Origin of the sequence: Vibrio spartinae (assembly GCF_024347135.1) — a bacterium.
Lineage (GTDB): Bacteria > Pseudomonadota > Gammaproteobacteria > Enterobacterales > Vibrionaceae > Vibrio > Vibrio spartinae.
Window position 1 is genome coordinate 2360755 of sequence record NZ_AP024907.1, and the last position, 20958, is coordinate 2381712.

The window sequence follows — 20958 nt, forward strand, 5'->3', positions numbered from 1 at the left end:
TATAATAACTAAGCTTCAATCAACCACACTTCATCCGCAAATCGACTCAGCTTTTGTTTCGCAATTTTCGGGTGTTCTGAATCCGCTTCTTTACGGCAGAGTAATGTCGTTTTCATCCCCTGAAACAATTGCTGGATCTGGTTACGATTAACACTAAACGGTGGCCCGGCCAATTCTGTCTGCTCATAGTCAACAGTAATCAAAAGCATCCGCCCGCCCGTCTTTAACAGCGCGCGTAGTCGCTGTACATACGCATCTCTTTGGGATGGCATGATAGAAACCAATGCAGCCCGATCATAAATCAGCTCGACACAATCAAGTGGTGCTGTAAAAACATCACCTTGATAAATTTGTAGTTCATCAAACTCATAACATTGATGAAATGAATCGATCTGTGTGACTAACGGTGTATAAAAGTGTTCAGAGAAAAACGATCTCACGGCAATCTCACTGAGTTCAACACCGATGACTTTGTCATGTTTTGCTGCCAACCAAACGAGATCTTCACTTTTACCACACAAAGGAACAAAAACTTGTTCCTCTCTCTGTGGCGACAATGCAGGCCAGTACTCCAACAGCAGCGGATTCACATCTGTTATATGGAAGCCAATGCGGTTGGAAGCCCACTTATTATGCCAAAATTCTTTATCCATGAAGCGCTTCTCTAATATAAACACAACAGCCACTGACCAGCGCAACTGTTTATCAGTGGCAAAAAACTAGAGATCGAAAAATAGATTCACTCTCATGAAAGCGGCATGATCACCACACTTTCAGAGTATTCTACCTTTCATTCGGATCGATATTTTCGACACGAGCTTTCAATTTTTGTCCTGGACGGAATGTAACAACACGTCTCGCAGTAATCGGAATATCCTGTCCGGTTTTCGGATTTCGCCCCGGACGCTCGCTCTTGTCTCTCAAATCAAAATTACCAAAACCTGACAACTTGACCTGTTCGCCATTTTCCAGAGCTTTACGGATTTCCTCAAAAAATGCTTCAACCGTTTCCTTGGCATCCCGTTTACTAAACTCAAGCGTTTCAAACAGGTTTTCAGCCAAATCGGCCTTTGTGAGCGCCATAAAACTTCCCTCAAAGCTATATTGAACCTTACTGTCGATGTGACAGCACCAAAGCATTTTTACTCAGCCAATCAACAACATATCGGCTTTATTGTAAATAGTGTATGCCAACCTTCTGATTTACGCCAACTTTTTTATTAAATCGCTCGCAGAAGAGACACATTATTCGTGACTATTGTGGGAGCATGTCACATTTAAATCAGCAAAAACTGATGATTCAATCGAGAAAAAATGGCGCACTCCGTGGAAACCCTACAGCATAAATAATTGATTAATATCATAATAATGTCAAATTTACATCAAAAGTTCAAATATGTGAACTCAGTGTATCTGAATGTTTTTCTTTCCTATAAAAAAACAGGCTGGTGCTATAGATTCACCAGCCTGTTTATATAGTGATAACAAAGATTAATCGCGCAGAACTGCACCATATTGCTCAGAAGCAGCGGCAACAATTTCGCTAACCACAGCAGAAATTTCAGCTTCTTCAAGCGTTCGTTCTACAGATTGTAGCGTCAATGCAATCGCAAGACTTTTCTTGCCGTCTTCAACCCCTTTACCGACATACACATCAAAGAGTTTGGCTTCTTTCAGAAGCTGTCCGCCAGCGTTCGCACAAGCTGCAACCACTTCACCGGATGTCACTGTTTGATCAACCACTAAGGCGATATCACGACGATTTGCCGGGAATTTTGAGACCGATGCAATTTCCGGAATCAAGCGTTGATTCAACCCACACCATTCAATCTCAAACACAATGGTTCTGCCATTCAAGCCAAACTTACGTTCAACTTCAGGATGCACAGCACCAATCACACCGATTTGCTGTCCTTCATAGTAGATCGCAGCGGCCTGTCCCGGGTGCAATGCCGGATGTCGGGTTGCGGCGAATGAATAAGCGTTTGGATTTGCGGTCAGCTCCAGAATCGCTTCCATATCACCTTTTGCATCAAAGAAATCAACTGTCCTGCTCTCCACATTCCAGTGTTCTTCTGTCTGAGAACCAGCAATTACACCGGCAATCATTGCTTCTTGACGGATACCCTGCTCAGCGTGTTGATCAGGAATAAAACGTAAACCATGTTCAAACAAGCGAACACGAGATTGCTGACGCTTCTGATTATGAGCGACGGTATTCAACAGCCCTTGAATTAAGCCTAATCGCATTGCCGACATATCCACTGAAATCGGGTTTGGCAGCACCAGTGGCTCAACATCAGGGACAATCAGTTTTTGTTGTTCCGGTTCAACGAAACTATAGGTAATCGCTTCGTAATAACCACGATCAACCAACAAATCCCGAACACGCTTCAGTGGTAAATCAGCTTCTTTGTGCCGGTTCATCGTTAACCCGACCTGTGGTGCCTGAAGCGGAATATTGTCATAACCGTACAGACGGCCCACTTCTTCAATCAGATCTTGTTCGATTGCAATATCGAAACGCCATGTCGGTGCAACAACACGCCAACCGTCTTCAATTGTGGCGACATCCATCCCCAAACGAGTCAGAATTTCGACCACATCGTCATCAGAAATAATATGCCCTAATAGACGGTCAAGCTTTTCACGACGAAGTGTCACTTGATTCGGTTTTGGCAGATACGATTCAGATTCAGCGACGACAACGGGTGCGGCTTCGCCACCACAGATACTCAGTAGTAGCGCGGTTGCTCGCTCCATTGCATTAGTTTGTAAAGCATAATCAACCCCACGTTCATAACGCATTGAAGAATCCGTATGCAAGCCATAACTTCTCGCACGCCCACGAATACTATCCGGCGTGAAAAAGGCACATTCCAACAAAATATCTTGTGTCTGCTCGTTAACGCCAGACTCTTCACCACCAAATACCCCGGCAATCGCCAGCGCTTTCTGATGATCAGCAATCACTAATGTATCATTGTTCAGTGACACTTCAGCGCCATCTAACAGAGTCAGTTTTTCATCCTGCTCTGCCATCCGCACCACAATACCGCCTTCAATTTTAGCCAAATCAAAAGCGTGCATGGGTTGGCCTTGTTCTAACATGACGTAATTGGTCACATCAACAACCGGATCAATCGAACGCAATCCACTGCGACGCAGTTTTTCCTGCATCCATAATGGCGTTTTCGCATTCAGATTTACATTTTTTACAATACGGCCGAGGTAACGAGGACATCCATTGGGAGCTTTGACGTCAATCGCAATCTGCGCATCAATTGAAGGTGCGACAGCATAAAGCTCAGGAGAAGCAACATCCATTCGGTTCAAAGCACCGACTTCACGAGCCAGGCCTCTTAAACTAAAACAATCGGCACGATTGGATGTTAAATCCACATCGATAGTAACATCATCTAATTTAAGGAACGTACGAAAGTCCATGCCGATCGGTGCGTCAGCAGGCAGTTCCATAATACCGTCGGATTCAATATCGATTCCGAGTTCTGAAAATGAGCACAACATGCCATGAGAAGGTTGACCACGCAGTTTCGCTTTTTTGATTTTAAAATCGCCCGGTAAAACAGCACCGACCGTTGCGACAGCGACTTTCAAACCTTGACGACAGTTCGGCGCTCCACACACAATATCAAGCAACTCGTCTTCACCAACGTCAATTTTTGTCACCCGGAGTTTGTCGGCATCTGGGTGTTGACCACATTCGACCACATGACCAACTTTGACACCGGTGAATATACCGGCAACAGCAGTCACATCATCGACTTCAAGACCTGCCATTGTAATTTGATGCGCCAGTTCGTCTGTCGTTACAGAAGGATTCACCCACTCGCGCAGCCATGATTCGCTGAATTTCATTCTAATTTCACCCCTGAATTACTTGAACTGTTTGAGGAAACGCAGATCATTTTCGAAAAATGCCCGCAGATCATTGACCCCGTAACGAAGCATCGTCAGACGCTCGATCCCGATTCCGAAAGCAAATCCGGAGTATTTTTCAGGGTCAATACCAACACTACGCAAGACATTCGGGTGAACCATGCCACACCCTAATATTTCAAGCCATTTGCCGTTTTTCCGCTTCACATCAACTTCAGCTGACGGCTCAGTAAACGGGAAGTAAGAGGGACGAAAACGAACTTCAAGCTCTTCTTCAAAGAAGTTACACAAAAAGTCATGCAAGATGCCTTTCAAATGCGCAAAATTCACATTTTCATCAATCAACATACCTTCCACCTGATGAAACATCGGTGTATGCGTCTGATCATAATCGTTCCGATAAACACGGCCGGGCGCAATAAAGCGTAATGGGGGCTGGCTGGCTTCCATCGTTCTGATCTGAACGCCAGACGTATGGGTGCGGAGCATTAATTTAGGATTAAAGAAAAAAGTATCGTGATCGGTTCTGGCCGGGTGATCTTCTGCAATATTCAGTGCATCAAAATTGTGAAAATCATCTTCAATTTCCGGACCGGACTCAACGGTAAAGCCAAGTTCGCCAAAAAAGCTTTCAATGCGCTCGATCGTCCGAGTAATCGGATGAATGCCACCATTCTCAATCCGGTGTCCCGGCAGTGTGACATCAATGGTTTCGGCCGCCAATTTTTGTTCTAATTCTGCACGCTGTAGTGCTTCTTTTCTGGCAAAAATAGCCTGCTGAACCGTATTTTTGGCAGCATTAATTTCCTGACCGGCAGTTCGACGCTCTTCTGGGGGTAATTTACCCAGATTTTGCAACTGAGCCGTCAGCTCGCCTTTTTTCCCCAGATACTGAACACGAACTTCATCCAATGCATTCAGCGTGTCAGCAGCCTGAATTGCCGCACTTGCACTGGCAATAATCTCTTGTAGATGTTGCATCGCTTCCTCATCTGCCTTGCTTGGCAGTTCCCACAAAGGTTCTCTCGGTTTCCCGAACAATTATTAGGTCTAATAAAAATAGCTATACATAGTACCCAAAGCGGCTTGTAATGCCAAATTGTAATCGTTTTTCATGTGGTTATTGAGCAATAATTCAACAGGAAAATGAATGCCATTGGAAGAATGCCACTGACATGGCATCCTCCCTGCTACAAGTCTGTTTCTGTCGTCACAACATCACCAGAGATAAATCGGCGAAATGTACCGGGTACATTTATTGAGCATAAACAGCGCGTTCATCAAATACCAGCGACGCTTGCAGGCGCTCGCGCATTGTGCGTTTCTGCACGAATAGCATTCCGACGTCACGTTTCAGACGAGGAAGAAACTGCTCATACTGCTCAACATCGCTCAACGCCCGAGAGGCCTCAACAATAGCTTGAGCCCGGGGCTGGCGAATCGCTTCATACTGACGCAGCGCAGCGCTATAGTCTTCGGCATTCCGAAGAACATCTCCCAGTACTGCTGCATCCTCTATCGACATGCCAGCACCTTGACCAAGGCTCGTCAGCATTGGGTGGGCGGCATCTCCCAAGAGAGTCACCCTGCCCTTACTCCAAGTTTGCGGAAAGGAGCGGTCTTTAGCATCAACGCTGATTATCGATTCACTTGGTGTTGAAAGAATGATATCTGACACAATATCTGGCCAGCCGGCATATACCTTCGCAACATCTGCATTTGTGCCACGCCATTGCTGAGCCTCATGATTCGGCATATTGGCAGTGCCCCACCAATATACCCAGCCATTACCGACATCAATGATCCCGATCCGTTTCCCTTTGCCCCAATAATGGCCAACATAGCCAGGGGTTATCTGTGGATGAGAATATTGCACCAAAGCCAGCCAGCAAATATAACCAGCCTCCTGAATCACAGACGTTGTCCCGATGGCTTCGCGTACTGCCGAGTGGAATCCATCGGCACCAATCAGGATATCGCCCGAGGCTGTCGTCCCGTCGGCAAAGTCAACCTGCACAGCATTATCCGTTTCGGTATAACCATCCACCCGTTTACCACAACTCATATCGACATCCCCCAATTGCTCTAACAACGCCCTTTGCAATTGTGCTCTGGATATACACACGTTGGGCGCACCTTGCTCATCAGCGATTGCCTGAACAGGAAGCCGGTTTAGAAGTAAACCGGATTTGTGCCGAATTTCAAAATTCTGGATCACCGCGCCGTAATGCTCCAGACCGAGATCAATATCAAGCAGCTTCTTCATCGCAGCACTGGCATTCGACATAACAGACAGTCCCGAGCCGGTTGCCCGTAAACCGTCCGCTTTTTCAAACAGACGCACCGACCAGCCAATTTTTTTCAGCGCAATTGCACATGATAAGCCACCAATACCTGTACCGATAATGAGTGCTGAAGGTTTTCTATTCATTTACATTCATCCCTTTCAAGTTATTTAATTTCGCTAAGAATTGCAGATACCAATGGCCCGACAAAGGGCTCTTCCATAATCGTCAAATGATCCCCTTCCACTTCTATCAGGTTGACTTGGCCTGAAGTCTGGCTACGCCATCCGTTGAATGGGTCGTGGTATTTACTGCCTATGGAATCGTGCATATCCCGCAAAATCCGAGGAAGAGGTTGTTTGGCGCGAACAAGGGTCATATCCAACTCCGGATATCGCGCATTGTGGTTGTAGTCTGTTGCAGCCTGCCAGTTGGTGCGGTACACCTCAAACAGGCGTTGCAGTACGGCCTTTGTGCTCCCCGCAGGAACCGCTCCGATAGCAATGGCATGATTGGTTATATAATCAAATCGTTCTTGTAGAGTTTCGATATGTTCAGGCACAACCTGTACTGGCAATGCCGATCCTCGTGATGTCCACAGCAACTCCCAAAAGAACCAGCTCAGCAACGCGTCATCGCTTGTTTTGCCTCTTGCATGTGAGTTCAAAGCCATGGTGTCGAGGATCAGGACATTGGAAACGAGTTCTCCGGCCTGAATTAACTGAGCCGCCATTTCAAAGGCAATAAAGCCACCATAAGACCATCCGCCGATAATATAAGGCCCCGTGGGTTGAACTCGCTTGATAGCCTCAATATAAAAGCGGGCTTGCTCTTCAATGGTCGCTATCGGTGTTGAACCCACATCAACACCGGCTGCTTGCAGCGCATAAAATGGCTGATCTGACGGTAGATGTGGCAACATCCGCAGGTAGGAAAGAATATTTCCGCCCATCGGGTGAACCAAAAAGATCGGCCTGCGCTGACCGGATTCACGCAACGGGACCAGTGGATCAAATTGAAGGTGACCACCATCATCCTGAATCAGTCTGGCAAGTTTTGCGATCGTTGGCGCACTGACAAAAGCGGACAGCGGCACGTTGACGCCATACAGCTTTTCGACAAGAACCACGATGCGCATCGCTGTGATAGAAGTGGCACCACAGTCAAAAATACTTTGTTCAGGCGCAATCTCAGTAATCTTCAACAATTCGGCCACCAGATGACACAATCGGCTTTCGTAGTCATTCTGTGGCTCACGATAGTCCCGGGTTGAACCGATTTGTATGTCCAATTGCCGTAACTGGGCATCATCGCGCTTACCACTCGGGGTTTTAGGGATCGTATCTATCCAAGTGATATGCGTCGGCACCATATACGCTGGTAACTCAGCACTCAAAAACTGCCGGAGGTCGTCCAATGTGTTGCTGTGATGCCCCTCTTTGCCAGCCAAGTAAGCGATCAGATACGTGTCCATCTCATCTCGCGGCCGAGCAACCACAGCGACATCTACGCTCTCTCCACGTTGCTCAAAGAACTCCAGTGTCTTAAGCTCGATCTCGGAAGGTTCAATCCTGTAGCCACGAACTTTGACCTGAATATCATTGCGGCCAAGGCTCACAATTTCACCTCGGGCAGCACGGATACCAATGTCGCCCGTTCGGTAGAGCACTTTGCCAGATACGTCCGTATGCTCAATAAACGTCTTGCTGGTCTCCTCAGGCGAGCAATAGTAGCCAGATGCCAGCGCTTCCCCGAATACACAGATCTCACCGGGCACCCCGTCAGGAACCACATTGAAGCACTCATCAAGCAGCAATAGTCCCGCCCCCGAGATCGGCATCCCTATCGGAGGAAATGCCGGGAAGCACTCTGGATCACCACGCATGCTGTAACTTGTTACGACATGGGTTTCGGTCGGCCCATACTGGTTTTCCAATACCCCGGCAGGCAGATGGCTCATCAGAGTCCGTATCTCTTGGGTAACACGCAGTTGCTCTCCCGATGACACCACAACGCGTAACTGCTTCGGAAACAAGTCAAGAGTAACGGCTGTCTCAGCAAACTGCTGTAGTGCGATATACGGCATGAATACCCGCTCCACCCCTTTACGATCAAGGTGTCGAATCAAGGTAGCCGGATCTCGCCGCTCGGTTTCACCGATAAGGTGTAATGTCGCACCTGACGACAACGTGGACAAAATTTCTTGGAAAGAGACATCAAAGCTCAGCGGGGCCAATTGCAAAGTAGACGAAACCTGTGCCCCACTGCTGGTTTTATTCTGCCAGTCAACCAGATTTGCCAGCCCTCTGTGGGGCATTGTCACCCCTTTCGGCGTACCGGTTGAACCGGAGGTAAACAGAATATAAGCCGCATCATCAGGATCGATTACGGCGTCTTCGATTTGCCCGGTATCGCCTTCAAACGAACAGGGCTCCAGCACCAAACATGGGGTATTTACAGGCAACGCTGTCATATGACAGGTCGTCACGACCACCGCTGGCTCAGCGATGCTGAGGATAAGTTCAATCCGGCTGGCCGGATACGAGAGATCGACCGGAAGACAGACCGCACCGAGCCTTAAAATGGCGATGACAGTGGCGATTTGTTCAAACGATCTCGGTAGTGCCAGCCCGACAACATCCTGTTTGCCGACCCCGGACTCGGTCAGCAGGGCCGCAATTCGAGTCGCAGCATCCCATAATTGCTGATAGCACCACTCGGTATCGTCATATGTGACCGCAACAGCGCTCGGATGATGTTGTACCGCCTTTTGAATCCGCGCTGGCAGAGAAACCAATGGTTTCGTACCGACAATAAGGCATCCGACATCGGTTAGGGGACGGTTGAGGGATACCGGCATCTGTGACTGGTAAGCGATACGCGCCAACGCACTGTTAAAGAGCCTGAAGAACACTTCGCCCTGTTCCTTGGCATAGATATTCCCATCCATATCTACACGGACGATTGTCTGTCCCCCGGCAAAGTCGCGCATCACATTCGTCAGGATAGCGAAGTTTGTTTCTTCTTTCGGCTCAAACGCCAGCAGCTCAATGTCTGTCTTGGCCGTAACGTCTTGCAGAACATGGAAGTGAATGTAATTAAACGCTGTCTGGATTGAGATTGCACCATTCTCAGCCTGTATCTGGCTCAGTGGGAAACGACGGTGTTTATGGCTTCTTTTGTCGTTTTGATATAGCACTTCGAGCAATTGCAGCCAATTCAGGTCCTCAAGCCCAACGCGTAACGGGAGCGTATTCAGAAACAGCCCCAAGATATGCTCCGAGTGCTGAACCTCCGGCCGTGCATGTGTTACCACCCCGGTCACAACATCTGTGGTACCGCTCATGGCTGCCATTGCCATACAATGTGCAGCAAGGTACACGAGCTTGATAGGTACATGAACTCGCTTCGCCAAATGGCTGAGCGCAGTATCTAGCTCCGGCTCGATCAAGAAACGATACGAAAAGATACCATGATCAACCGCTCCCAGATGGCTCGCCAAGCCAATTGGCAATGCGTTATCGGCACCATCAAGATATGCCTTCCAGTAGTTGCGATGCTTATCACTCCCCAAGGCATTCAGTTCATCCTGAACAAATACCGACGGATTTGGCAACTCATGTTCAGGATAGCCAAGATCAGAAGATTCCCCCCCCTGAAAGTAGCTGACCAGCAGTTCACGGATCAGGTTTGCAACACTGCCACCATCCAAAATGGCATGGTGGAAGCTGAGCACCAGATCAATACAATCGGCCTGATGATGAACAAAGATAGCAATATGGAAAAGAGGCCCTGAGGTCAACGAGTAGTTGTGTTTAGACCACTTATCCATGTGCCCGGCAATCATTCGTTCATACTCAGCCCGGGTCGGGGTCGTGATTGAGAGTACATCATCAACCGGCACATTCTTCCTGATCATTTGCATCGGCCGTTCGAAATCACTGAGATTAAAAACCGTACGTAATGCTGGATGGCGGCGGATTAGCTGTTGTACAGCAAACTTGAACGCCCTGTCATCCCAAGCCGACTTCAGCGTATAACGAAACACATCTTTGTATGCCCTTGCCCCTTCAACTTCCCGACTATGGAACAGCAAGCCAAGTTGCAACTGAGATACCGGGTAGGCGTCGTCATACATTTCTCCCAGTCTTTTTTGCTCAACGTCACGAACCAGCTCAAAAGGATGCAAAGCTTCTTTCGGACAACTGAACATATCCGACGTATTTTCCAAAAAATACCCCAGACGACGTACCGTAGTATGCTCTCCGAGCTCAGAAAGATTGACCTCATATCCATGCATCTCCAATTCAGAACGGATCTTCAGCATCAATATGGAGTCTCCGCCCAGAGAATAGAAATCATCATCGACAGCAATATCATGCTGACCGAGGACTTTCCCCCATATTTTGACAACAATGGCTTCGGTTTCTGTCAGCTCCCCTACCGGTACAAATACCGACTGATTACTGATTCCTTCGAGGGCTCGTGCCCGGTCAAACTTCCCGTTAGGCGTTAAAGGCATCTCGTCCAGCTCGACAAAACGCGCGGGGATCATAAACACTGGCAACAACGCCCCAAGCTGCTCGCGTAGATCGCGTTCATTGAAAGCACGCCGACTGACATATAGCGCAACCAGATGTTTACCCCGGTTTTCGTCATCCTCAACGATCACCTCAGCATTTAATACGTCAGGCAAGCCGAGCAATGCGTTTTTTATTTCCCCCAGCTCAATCCGGTTTCCCCGTATTTTTACCTGACCATCCATTCGGCCCAAATACAGGAGTGCTCCATCTTCTGACCAAGCAGCAAGATCACCCGTCCGATACCAGCAGCTACCGTTGTCGTTCTGATCGATAATAAAACGCTCTGCTGTTAATTCAGGCTGGTTCAGGTAACCTTGAGCCAACTGAACCCCACTAATTTGCAGTTCCCCGGCCATACCGATAGGCTGCCTTGCTCCGTGTCGTGAAACGATTCTGACGGCCGTGTTATTGATCGGAAAACCGATTGGCACTGAATCAACGTCCGAATCCTGTTTCAAATCCAACTCGTAATAAGTAACGTCAACCGTTGCTTCCGTCGGACCATACAGATTAATCAACCGTGGCGGTGGCATCTCACGGCTGAACAACTTCTTATATCGATTGACTACAGCCGGTGTTAACGCTTCACCGCTGGTAAACAAGCACTTCAAGCTGGCGTTCGCAGCAAGAGATTGCCGCTCATCCGTCAGTGCCTGTACATATGGCTCAAGCATTGATGGCACAAAATGGGCGACCGTCACCCCATGATCCGAGATCGCTTGAATCAGCGCTCTGGGATCGCGTTGCGCCCCTTGCTTCAAAAGTGCGACCGATGCACCGGTAATCGCCCACCAGAAAAGCTCCCATACCGAGACATCAAACGATATTGGGGTTTTCTGTAGAATGACATCTTCACGGCTTAACGGATGGATCTCTTGCATCCATTCCAAACGGTTCACCACCGAATGATGCGCGACGACGACACCTTTGGGACGTCCGGTCGAGCCGGATGTGTAGATAACATATGCAGGATCGTGGGGCTGAGTTTTGATGCGATATTCGCGTGCAGAGGCCAGTTCGGTCGGTACGGCGCTTAAATCAAACCAGCGGGGATCATCTTGTTTGATGACATGAGGTAAATCAGAAATTACTAATTTGGCACCGCTGTCTTGCAGCATATACTGGATGCGATCCGCAGGATAGTCACTATCGATTGGTAAATATACCGCTCCAGCCTTGAGCACCCCAAATATCGCGGCCATCATCTGCGATGAACGAACCATCGACACGGCCACAATATCTCCCTGGCCAATTGCTCTTTCTTCCAGGGCGGCCGCAACAGCAGACGACCATTGGTCTAATTGGGCATAAGTCAGTCGGTTACCATCCGGATCTCGGATAGCGATATTTTCAGGGTGTTGCGTCGCTCTGGCAGCAAAGAGTGACATCACCGTATCATTCTCGCTGTATTGCTTTACAGGGCCATGTTCATACCGCTGTAATTGTTCGTCCTGCTCAAGCGGCAGTAGCTTGACATCCGACACGGGTTTATCAAGATACTTTCCAACATCTCTGATAAGCTGGATCAGTGAATCCAGAAAAGCCTGTGCGGCATTCTCGGAACTAAATGCTGAATTATTCAGGCATATTTGCCCCAGCACATCCGCATTATCGCCGTAGGTATACAAATGAACAACAATCGCTTCCTGAGCATGGACATGACCCACATTGCGGAATGTCTCTTCAACAACCGAGGCAACGCCCACCTGCGGATGGCGCTGGTAAGAAACGGTTGCGTCGAAAAGCTGGCGGGGAGCACCTGACCGAGCAAGTGCAGAAATAATCCGACCAAATGGGATAGATTCTTTATCTTTTAAGAACCGCGCAAATGCCTTGATACCGGCTCCGATGTCTCTTAACGTGCTGCCGTGCGCGACTTCAACCTTTACAGGCAGCGTGTTGGCTTTTTGATTGATAATGGCAAGCTCTTCTTCACTGCGATTCAGAAACGGAACACCAATAAAGAAGTTCTCACTCCCATATACATTAGACAGCAGAACCGACAGCGCAGTTGAAACCGTTAAGAAAGGTGTAAAGCCATTTTCAAGACCTGCGGCAACTTCATTTGCCGACATGCTGAACGAGCGACGATATTTGTGCGATGTTGAAAAGTCAGCACCAGATTTCGGCAACAAGGCAGGTTCAACATGACGGATCTCCTCCACCACATCACTGATAACCCGCTCAAGCTCGGTATGATTCAACACCGGATGCTTTGCAGCATAATGCCGGACCGCTTCCATTCGTTCTTGCTGTGCAACCTCGTTGCCCTCATAAACATCGAGTATTTTGTGACACAGCAGATTGACTCCCCAACTGTCGGCAACAATGTGGTGAGCTCGGACCATCAACACAGCGGCATCGTTCATCTTACCCACAGTAATATTGATTAACGGTGATTTTGAGAGATCCCAGGATTTGCGAGTCCATTCAGTGAAAAACGCAGCAGCGCCCTCTTCGTTCATCAACTCACAGGATTCAACCCACACTTCACCAAAGTCTACCCGCACTTTCGGGGGATCCTGATCGAGAAATACTTTGTGGTATGCAGGCTCAGACTTCAGCACTTGCTCAGCAGCACTTCTTAGCCTAGCAAAATCGGCGCCCTCTGATAGTTGTACGCTATAAGCTATGGTGAATTGATAGCTGTGCGGATCTCGCAAGGCCTCGAACCAAATTTCCATTTCGTACGAATTCAACGCTCTCTCATACGAAATCGGCTTATCTTCGTCCAAAAACTTTTCGGTAGTGATAGTAGCAATATTCATGAGTGAAAAACTCCACTTAAATAGATGACATGAGCTCAATGAACAGCGCAAAAGCTTCGTCCATCTGGGTAAGAACCCAAGCTCAACTGAAGCGAGCCGCCCCTTTCTGGCTTTAATTTCGAAAATAATGTCATCGAGTGACATAATATGTCAAGTGTCATATTATTATGAGTGACAGTTTTATGTTGTTGTTATTTTTCTTTATTGCGCAAATGTCATACACAAACCATAATGGTAGACAGTCAAGCCCTATACCTTGACAGGAGGAAACAGACACGTGGCAGAGAAAGAAAAAATGGGACGTCGTGAGCGCAAGAAGCTAATGCTGCGAGACGCTCTCATTACAGCGTCCTACGAGCTTTTTGCGCTGAAAGGATTTGATGAAACCCGGATTGAAGACATTACCGATAAAGTGGATGTATCTAATCGCACTTTTTTTCGATACTTCAGTTCGAAAGAAGATGTTGTGCTTGATTATCAGCAGGCAGAACACGAAAGCTTTATTGCTGCACTGAATCGTCGTCCATTTCAGGAGCCCGTTATCACTGCGCTTCGGCATGCCGCCGTAGAAGTGGTCAGGAAATATGAAAGTGGTTCTGCTGATCGCTTCATGATGCGGCAAGAACTACTAAGAAGTCACCCGCTGGTTCGGGCCAAAGCGCTGCAACAAAGTGAGGAAAGAAGCGCTTCTATCGTGTCGTTAATTGCTCAACGGATGGAGGCCAATGTTACGCTTGATCTCCGACCAAGTATTGTCGTCGGGATGATCGATTACGCACACTGTGCTGCGTATGATGCTTGGAAGAAAAAAAAATCCGCCTCCGTTCTCTATTCCGATGTCCTCAATGAAGTTTTTCTGATCATAGAGAGCGGCCTCAATTTCTCAGCAAAATATAAACCAGATGATCATTCCGACGATGTCTGCTGAACTGGGAAAATCGTAGCAACAACCCGATGACTCGTGCTAAACAACTTTGGGGACAACAACAAAGGTATGTCGGCACGCCGGATTATTCCATATTTTAACCCTAGTAATTCGACGGAAGGTACGTATGAAACGGCGACACCAACGCTGTTTCACGGCCTTCACCGAAGATGACACGTTGTCTGGTCTGCCGACAGAAACATAACATTGGACGCAATACATCATATAGTGTCGGGTTGTATACAATATAGGGTTGTATATAAAGTTGTGAGCCCTGAATCTGGGTCTTAAAAAAGGTGAGCAACGGATAGGTTTTGAATAGATGGATTTTGAGCAGATAGATATTGAATAGATAGGTTTTGCGGACACGAAAAAAGGGGCCTAAACCCCTTTTTTCAAAGATTTACAGGCTCAATGAAGCCTATAAACAACAATTTGGAGCGACATACGAGGTTCGAACTCGTGACCTCAACCTTGGCAAGGTTGCGCTCTACCAACTGAGCTAATGTCGCATTATCTTTGATGGTGCCCCGGGCCGGACTTGAACCGGCACAGCGCGAACGCCGAGGGATTTTAAATCCCTTGTGTCTACCAATTCCACCACCAGGGCGGAGCATATCAAAGCATTACCTCACTTGAATGATTCCTAAAAGGCTATCACCACTGAGGAACGAGAGGTACTTTACTGGATTCAAAATTTTCGTCAACAAGAAAATCCAACATGATGAACTGTATGGCTAAAAAACGGTCTATTGCCTCATTTTCTGTGTATTTTTCCATGTCAATTTGCATGTATCAACTAAGATATCAGGCTCTCCGAGAGCACCTGAGGGTTGCTCGGTATGACGAAGCGCACCAAGAAGACAAGTTTCAGATGGTCTGTGCCGGCCCATTCCACTCGATGTCATAAGTTGATGCCTGACTAAGCGAAATCCGGTGTTTTTTGGCTTGTCGATAGAGTTCTGAAAGACTCAATACCGGTGCTAATCTCGACAGTTCTTTGTGATGACGCTTCATGATATTTTTACCCGCAAAGTAGCCTTGCCATGTTTGATATCGGAATAAAGACGCAACACCACCCGCTAAAAACACCATCGCACCAAGGTGATAAAGAGGTGTCAGTTCTGGCTCAGAGAACACAAAATGGGGCGCAACAGACTGACAAAATGGCGCGACCAAATGTAACCCGCTGGTTGCCCGCGGATTACACTCAATCACATATAAACCGTGCTGATCACGCATAAAATCAAATGAAACCTGCCCGTGATAACCAAATCGTTGTCCAAATGCACGCATAAATTGCTCAATTGACGGATCATCAATGGGCTGAAAAGCACTGGCAGCAGACTGATTGACACACAGTTTCGGTTGATAAGCCTGATGAATCTGCATCTGCCCGTTCTCAAACACGGCATAGTTACAGATCGGCTGCCCCGCTATTTTTTGTTGCTGAACCCAAGGCACATCGGCCGTTATATTTATCTTTGCCAAGGCTTGTGGTGTAACATCACAGATCACTTGTGCGCCAAAACGAGAATAAACCGGCTTCAACACGGTATTCCGGCCACACACCACATCATGACGATCAGTGACTAAATGAGTAGATGGCAGCACCACGTTGGGTAGCCCGGATAAGGCTTCAAAGACCGTGAGTTTGTTGTGTAATACGAGTAATAATTCGCCATCCGGCATGAACCAGTCAACATGAGGTCTTTGCTTCGCAATATCAGCGAGAAAAAAGACTTCTTCACAGGTCGGTACGACCATATCAATGGCAAACCGGTCAATGATATCGAGTATCTGCGTCTGATAATCAGCAAAAGAAAACCGTGGTGAACTGGTTTGAATATAACCTTCAATCTGCTTCAGAAATGATCCCAGCGGTTGTTTTAAGGCATCGGTCATGATCACCCGATGTCCCTGACGACAGAAAATATTTGCCCACTCAAGTGCCACTGGCGCACGGGCCCCGGTAATCAAGACTTGCATTCATTCACCACTCGTCGTTGTTTATTCATCGGGTTCCAGTCGGGCGGTGGTGCATATTCACACGTCACGGACACCCGCCCCAATCGCTGTAATAACCCAAATAACGCCTCCTGAATCACGTGATGAAACTGGGGAGCAGCTTCAATTTTTAAGTGATGCGCACTGGTTTGGGTAATGCGATAATCCACTCGTTCTGCTATCGCCAGTGTGACTGCGCGATAGACCAGATCCGGCAACACGACGGTCTGTGCCCCACCCTGCTCTAACACCAGACAATCACCACAGCGTCCGGCAATCGCACCGAGCGGCTCAAATGGTGCTTCATCTTGTTTCACGGCGATCACATCATCAAGCTGATAACGAATGATTGGTTGGGTTCGGCGCCGGAAATCGGTAATAATCGGGCTGTAATGGGTTTTTTCCGGATTTAACCAATGTTTCTCAATATGAACGATATCCTGATTCCAACGCATCTGCCCTTGCGCATCCGTACAGGCAAGAAACCCTTCTGTACACTGATAAACTTCATGAAGTTCACTGGCGAATGTCTGTTCTATCAGGGCGCGATCGACAGGTGTTAATACTTCGGCCCCGGATATGATTCGAGCGGGAGACATTTTCCGTTCACCGAATGAACCACTGTACATTGCGCAGAATTGTAACGCTTGTGCACTACCAATCAGGAGGGTTGGCTGAAAACGATCCAACGCTCGAATCCAGACCTCATAAGGTTGATTTAAATCCGCGTAAAAGAACTGAATCGGCCCTTTAGCAACGGATTTATATAGCGGACTGTTTGCTCGAAGTGCCAACGCAATCCGATGTTTTTGCCATAGATGAGGCAATAGCTTGGCAAGAATGTTACCGGCCCATAGCTGTTTTTCGCGATGATCAGCCAAGAAGAGTCCTCGCTGACCAGAGGTACCCGAAGAGAGTCCGACCGTCACATCATTGACAACCGATTGTTCAAAACGTCGTGATTGCTCTGCTTTGAGCGCAACGGACATCAACTGATCAGTGTTTAATCCCCGCGTATTGATCGTCTCCAGATTCGCCATCATCAACGATTTATTCATGATAGGAAAATTTTCAAGCGGCTGATTGCGGAACGACTGATAAAAAGGTGAATGTTGACAGACCCACTGCAAGTGATGCTCTAACTGTTTGTCTTGCCAGGAAAGCACCTGAGCGCGAGAAGCAAACCGGTGATAACGTGCAAAAGCAAACTGACGTAACAAGGTGATCATTGTATCCACCCTTGCTCACAGAGCGCACGAATACTGGTCAGGCAATGGGAAGGCACAAACTGAATATCCGCTTTACCGAGGCGATAACATAACCTCAATTGCGCCAATGTCTGGCGGTATGCTTTGGTGTCTTCACAGATAATATTCGCCAGCCAGTGCTGGTTCATATTTTCACTGAGACTCTCAATCAGCCAACAGGCATCGGCTAACAAAAATACCCATTGCGCGCGCAATCGGACTAACATCCCCACCTGCCCGGCAGCATGTCCGGGTAGACTGACCAGGTAGAGTGAGCCGTCATCAAACAGGTCTTTACAATAAAGCTCAACACCGCGAAGTTGCGGTAAAATTGCATCGATGCGGCGATCAAAGTGATCATGAAAGTGCAACTGTGACTGAATATCATCCGGGATCAGTTGACGCAAATACCCTTTCCTGACACCACTGAAACGCCCTCGATGTTTGAGCGCATCAAACCCTGCTTTTGAACAATGAATCGCAGCATCTCCAAATTCACTCACCGCTGCAATATGATCGGCATGAAAATGAGACAACACCAAATGGCTCACCTGTGATGTATCAACCCCTGAACGACCTAGCTGCGCGGTAATATCTTCTCCATGCTGCAAATGACACGGGGTTGTCCATGCATAAAACCTTTCCGGAAAGGTGCGCGTCGCATCAAAGAAATGCTGATGATACCCCGTATCAAAGAGCACATAGCCCTGCTCAGGATGCTTGATCAAAGCCACTGCTGCGGGAAAAGCCCTTGGCTTGAGACCACTGCCGGGTTTGACGACAAATCCCGGATGAACACAATAACCACCTTCAAAGATTCTGAGTTGCAAACCATCTGACATATTGCTCGATTCCTTGGTTGATTGTGACATGTGGCTGATACCCTAATATTTCTCTGGCTTTCGTGATATCCAGCGTTTGATGATGATGGAGAAGTCCGGCGCTATAGCGCGTCAAACGGGGCTCAGGATGGCCGGGGAGCCGCTGACGGATCCATTCATTCATCGTCAAGAGTTGCCGCAAAACCCGATACGGGAGTCGCCGGATGGTCACCGGATGATTCAGTGAGGCCAGTAACTGTTGCAACAGCATCTCAACCGGCATCGGTTCACCGTTACTGATATTGAAAATCTCCCCGTGTGACAAATCTTCAATTTGGGTGCAGGCCAGCATCGCCGCATGGGCAACGTTATCAACACAGGTTAAATCGACCACCGGATTGCGACCCGATGGTAACAGCAGTTGCCCACGGAATACGCTACTCAGCACTCGCGGCACAATCGCTCGATCATTCGGCCCAAAAATACCACGCGGACGTAAAATAATACTTTTGATCGGACTATTCTCGACAACGCGTTCCGCGAGATATTTTGTTTTCGCATAGTCATTACACCATTGACGCGCCAGCGCATCTTTCTCGGTAATTGCCCATCGGTCAGCGTAGTCAAAATAAACACTGGTGGTTGAGATATGAACCAGACATGACACATTCTGAATCCGGGCCGCTTCAACAAGATTCTGAGTCGCAGCAACGTTCGCTTGAAAAAACTGTTCGTAAGTCCCCCAAGGACTGGATAAAGCCGCACAGTGAATGATGGCGTCAACACCCTTACAAGCCTCGATCAACGCTGCCCGGTCATTTAAATCCAGTAAATATGCAACGGCATGATAGTCACGTTCAAGCTGACGCGCGATATCCGCATTTCTGGCGATAAAACGGAGTTGGTGCTGTTGATGGAATAACCGTATCAGTGCACTCCCCAACATACCGCTGCCGCCGGTAATGAGAATATTCATAGATAAATCAACCCCATACCGAGTGATAAGCCGGCAGCAGACCCCATCAGTAAGACACTTTTACCCTTCGTATCCGGCTCATTTCTCAGCAGATGGAGATTAATCGGAATTGAAGCGGCAACCTGATTGCCCAACGTGGAAAATCGGTTGATGACTTGCGAGGCCGAAAACCCTGTCATTTTAGGCATTTTTTCTAATGCCCGGAAGCTCGCCTGATGAGGCAGCAAATAATCAATATCGTCTTGAGTCATCTGAGCCTGAGCCAGTCCATCCTGCAGAAACGCCGGTAAAACCTGAGCCACCTTGCGAAATAAATTTTTACCATCCATAAAAAAGCGACAAACATTGAGATTCTCATCGTGGGATATTCGATGAGGGTTGAGAAAGCTGCCTCCACCCGGGATCTGACAATATGGATATCCCGAATGATGGGTTTCAAAGCGGCGAGTGACTAATCCGGGACTCTGCTCATTGGCCGCAAGTAAAAATGCAGCAGCACCGTCGGCAAACAATGTCGCGGTTTCTTGCTGGGGAGGAAAAGAACGATTTAACGTGACGCCCGTTGCCACTTCACTCGTGACAATCAGAATACGTTGATGACGCTTCGCCAAAAAAAGACTGTGGGATAAATCCAATGCCGTTAAAAATGACAGACAGGTGCTATTTAAATCAAAGCTTTCGATACTGAACGGTGCATTAAGAGCAGCAAGCAATGCAGAAGCATCATAGGGTAACGATTGATGATGCGTTCCGCTGGCATAAATAACCAAGTCGATATCAGAGAGGGCCAATTCTGTCTGACTGAAACAGTCCTCGACTGCCCTGCGCGCCATTTCAATCGCGCTTTCCGTTTCTCCGGCAACATGCCGGTACTCAACGCCAAATCTTTTTTTGGTCGTCCCGGCAGGCAGTGCCAGAAAAGCGTCCATTTGCTCCGAAGACCACCGATTTTTAGGTAAATAGATACCACTAGAAACAATATCGAATGCCATAAATTCTCATTACACCAAAATAAAAAACAGTGTTCAAAATACTATGAGGCGCTGTGTAAGTCTAGTCTATTTCATCAGTTATCATGACAATATAGGCTCAAGTTCACATTCCGATTGACTGATGTAATTGAACCAAACATAGGGAAAATGAAACGTAGACAAGGGATATTCAAACAGATTGGCAATAGTACATGTTCTATCAGAAAATGAAAAATGAAGTTCAGGAAAGAAAATCTAGAGTGGTACGGCGTTCGGAGCCGTGACCTCAACCTTGGCAGGTTGCGCTCTACTAACTGAGTGAGTGTTACACCGAAATATCAGAAGGGAATGGAGGCGCGTCCCGGAGTCGAACCGAGGTCCACGGATTTGCAATCCGCTGCATAGCCACTCTGCCAACGCGCCAACTTTATATATCGAGAAGATAAAACCACCATCTCCGATACGGGTTTGCATT

General features: G+C 47.7%; 12 protein-coding genes and 3 tRNA genes. 1 reads left to right on the top strand and 14 read right to left on the bottom strand.

Annotation, left to right across the window (positions count from 1 at the left end; all coding sequences use genetic code 11):
* Positions 1 to 8: 8 nt before the first annotated feature.
* The 6 genes from OCU60_RS10320 to OCU60_RS10345 form a co-directional block, all read right to left on the bottom strand.
* Positions 9 to 653 carry a thiopurine S-methyltransferase gene (locus tag OCU60_RS10320; RefSeq protein ID WP_074373466.1) on the bottom strand — a complete coding sequence of 215 codons (645 nt, stop codon included), beginning with the start codon at positions 651 to 653 and terminating at the stop codon, positions 9 to 11.
* Between the two features lie 130 nt (positions 654 to 783).
* Positions 784 to 1083 (bottom strand): integration host factor subunit alpha, encoded by a 300-nt coding sequence (locus OCU60_RS10325; protein ID WP_074373465.1) that lies wholly within the window; start codon positions 1081 to 1083, stop codon positions 784 to 786.
* 408 nt (positions 1084 to 1491) lie between these two features.
* Positions 1492 to 3879, bottom strand: coding sequence for a phenylalanine--tRNA ligase subunit beta (gene pheT / locus OCU60_RS10330; protein WP_074373464.1), 2388 nt, complete (start codon positions 3877 to 3879; stop codon positions 1492 to 1494).
* 18 nt (positions 3880 to 3897) lie between these two features.
* Positions 3898 to 4881 (bottom strand): phenylalanine--tRNA ligase subunit alpha, encoded by a 984-nt coding sequence (gene pheS / locus OCU60_RS10335; RefSeq protein ID WP_074373463.1) that lies wholly within the window; start codon positions 4879 to 4881, stop codon positions 3898 to 3900.
* 274 nt (positions 4882 to 5155) lie between these two features.
* A complete protein-coding gene (locus OCU60_RS10340; RefSeq protein ID WP_074373462.1) occupies positions 5156 to 6331 on the bottom strand; it encodes an FAD-dependent monooxygenase in 1176 nt (391 codons plus the stop codon).
* Positions 6332 to 6351: 20 nt separating this feature from the next.
* Complete coding sequence (locus OCU60_RS10345; RefSeq protein ID WP_083602671.1) at positions 6352 to 13536, bottom strand: amino acid adenylation domain-containing protein; 7185 nt, start codon at positions 13534 to 13536, stop codon at positions 6352 to 6354.
* 277 nt (positions 13537 to 13813) lie between these two features.
* On the opposite strand from OCU60_RS10345, the gene OCU60_RS10350 reads away from it, so the two are divergent.
* The gene (locus OCU60_RS10350; RefSeq protein ID WP_074373461.1) at positions 13814 to 14464 is read left to right on the top strand and encodes a TetR family transcriptional regulator; all 651 of its coding nucleotides are present in this window, start codon (positions 13814 to 13816) and stop codon (positions 14462 to 14464) included.
* A 433-nt stretch (positions 14465 to 14897) separates the two neighbouring features.
* Here OCU60_RS10350 and OCU60_RS10355 read toward each other — a convergent pair.
* The 8 genes from OCU60_RS10355 to OCU60_RS10390 all read right to left on the bottom strand — a co-directional run bounded on the left by OCU60_RS10355 (position 14898) and on the right by OCU60_RS10390 (position 20906).
* Positions 14898 to 14973, bottom strand: a tRNA-Gly gene (locus tag OCU60_RS10355).
* 11 nt (positions 14974 to 14984) lie between these two features.
* Positions 14985 to 15071, bottom strand: a tRNA-Leu gene (locus OCU60_RS10360).
* A 260-nt stretch (positions 15072 to 15331) separates the two neighbouring features.
* Positions 15332 to 16450 (bottom strand): ATP-grasp domain-containing protein, encoded by a 1119-nt coding sequence (locus OCU60_RS10365; protein WP_074373460.1) that lies wholly within the window; start codon positions 16448 to 16450, stop codon positions 15332 to 15334.
* A complete protein-coding gene (locus OCU60_RS10370) occupies positions 16438 to 17697 on the bottom strand; it encodes a F390 synthetase-related protein (RefSeq protein ID WP_074373459.1) in 1260 nt (419 codons plus the stop codon). The genes OCU60_RS10365 and OCU60_RS10370 overlap by 13 nt, the downstream gene beginning before the upstream one ends.
* Entirely contained in the window at positions 17694 to 18557 is an 864-nt protein-coding gene (locus tag OCU60_RS10375) for an MBL fold metallo-hydrolase (RefSeq protein WP_074373458.1), read from the bottom strand. Before OCU60_RS10375 ends, OCU60_RS10370 begins: the two co-directional genes overlap by 4 nt.
* Positions 18526 to 19512, bottom strand: a complete 987-nt coding sequence (locus OCU60_RS10380; RefSeq protein ID WP_074373457.1) for an NAD-dependent epimerase/dehydratase family protein — start codon at positions 19510 to 19512, stop codon at positions 18526 to 18528. Before OCU60_RS10380 ends, OCU60_RS10375 begins: the two co-directional genes overlap by 32 nt.
* Positions 19509 to 20504 carry a ketoacyl-ACP synthase III gene (locus tag OCU60_RS10385; RefSeq protein WP_074373456.1) on the bottom strand — a complete coding sequence of 332 codons (996 nt, stop codon included), beginning with the start codon at positions 20502 to 20504 and terminating at the stop codon, positions 19509 to 19511. The genes OCU60_RS10380 and OCU60_RS10385 overlap by 4 nt, the downstream gene beginning before the upstream one ends.
* A 328-nt stretch (positions 20505 to 20832) precedes the next feature.
* A tRNA-Cys gene (locus tag OCU60_RS10390) sits at positions 20833 to 20906 on the bottom strand.
* Between the last annotated feature and the right edge of the window lie 52 nt (positions 20907 to 20958).

What these genes read in the sequence shown, in the direction of transcription:
- OCU60_RS10320 (WP_074373466.1), bottom strand. Translation starts at nt 653, where the DNA reads ATGGATAAAGAATTTTGGCATAATAAGTGGGCTTCCAACCGCATTGGC.
- OCU60_RS10325 (WP_074373465.1), bottom strand. Translation starts at nt 1,083, where the DNA reads ATGGCGCTCACAAAGGCCGATTTGGCTGAAAACCTGTTTGAAACGCTT.
- pheT (WP_074373464.1), bottom strand. Translation starts at nt 3,879, where the DNA reads ATGAAATTCAGCGAATCATGGCTGCGCGAGTGGGTGAATCCTTCTGTA.
- pheS (WP_074373463.1), bottom strand. Translation starts at nt 4,881, where the DNA reads ATGCAACATCTACAAGAGATTATTGCCAGTGCAAGTGCGGCAATTCAG.
- OCU60_RS10340 (WP_074373462.1), bottom strand. Translation starts at nt 6,331, where the DNA reads ATGAATAGAAAACCTTCAGCACTCATTATCGGTACAGGTATTGGTGGC.
- OCU60_RS10345 (WP_083602671.1), bottom strand. Translation starts at nt 13,536, where the DNA reads ATGAATATTGCTACTATCACTACCGAAAAGTTTTTGGACGAAGATAAG.
- OCU60_RS10365 (WP_074373460.1), bottom strand. Translation starts at nt 16,450, where the DNA reads ATGCAAGTCTTGATTACCGGGGCCCGTGCGCCAGTGGCACTTGAGTGG.
- OCU60_RS10370 (WP_074373459.1), bottom strand. Translation starts at nt 17,697, where the DNA reads ATGATCACCTTGTTACGTCAGTTTGCTTTTGCACGTTATCACCGGTTT.
- OCU60_RS10375 (WP_074373458.1), bottom strand. Translation starts at nt 18,557, where the DNA reads ATGTCAGATGGTTTGCAACTCAGAATCTTTGAAGGTGGTTATTGTGTT.
- OCU60_RS10380 (WP_074373457.1), bottom strand. Translation starts at nt 19,512, where the DNA reads ATGAATATTCTCATTACCGGCGGCAGCGGTATGTTGGGGAGTGCACTG.
- OCU60_RS10385 (WP_074373456.1), bottom strand. Translation starts at nt 20,504, where the DNA reads ATGGCATTCGATATTGTTTCTAGTGGTATCTATTTACCTAAAAATCGG.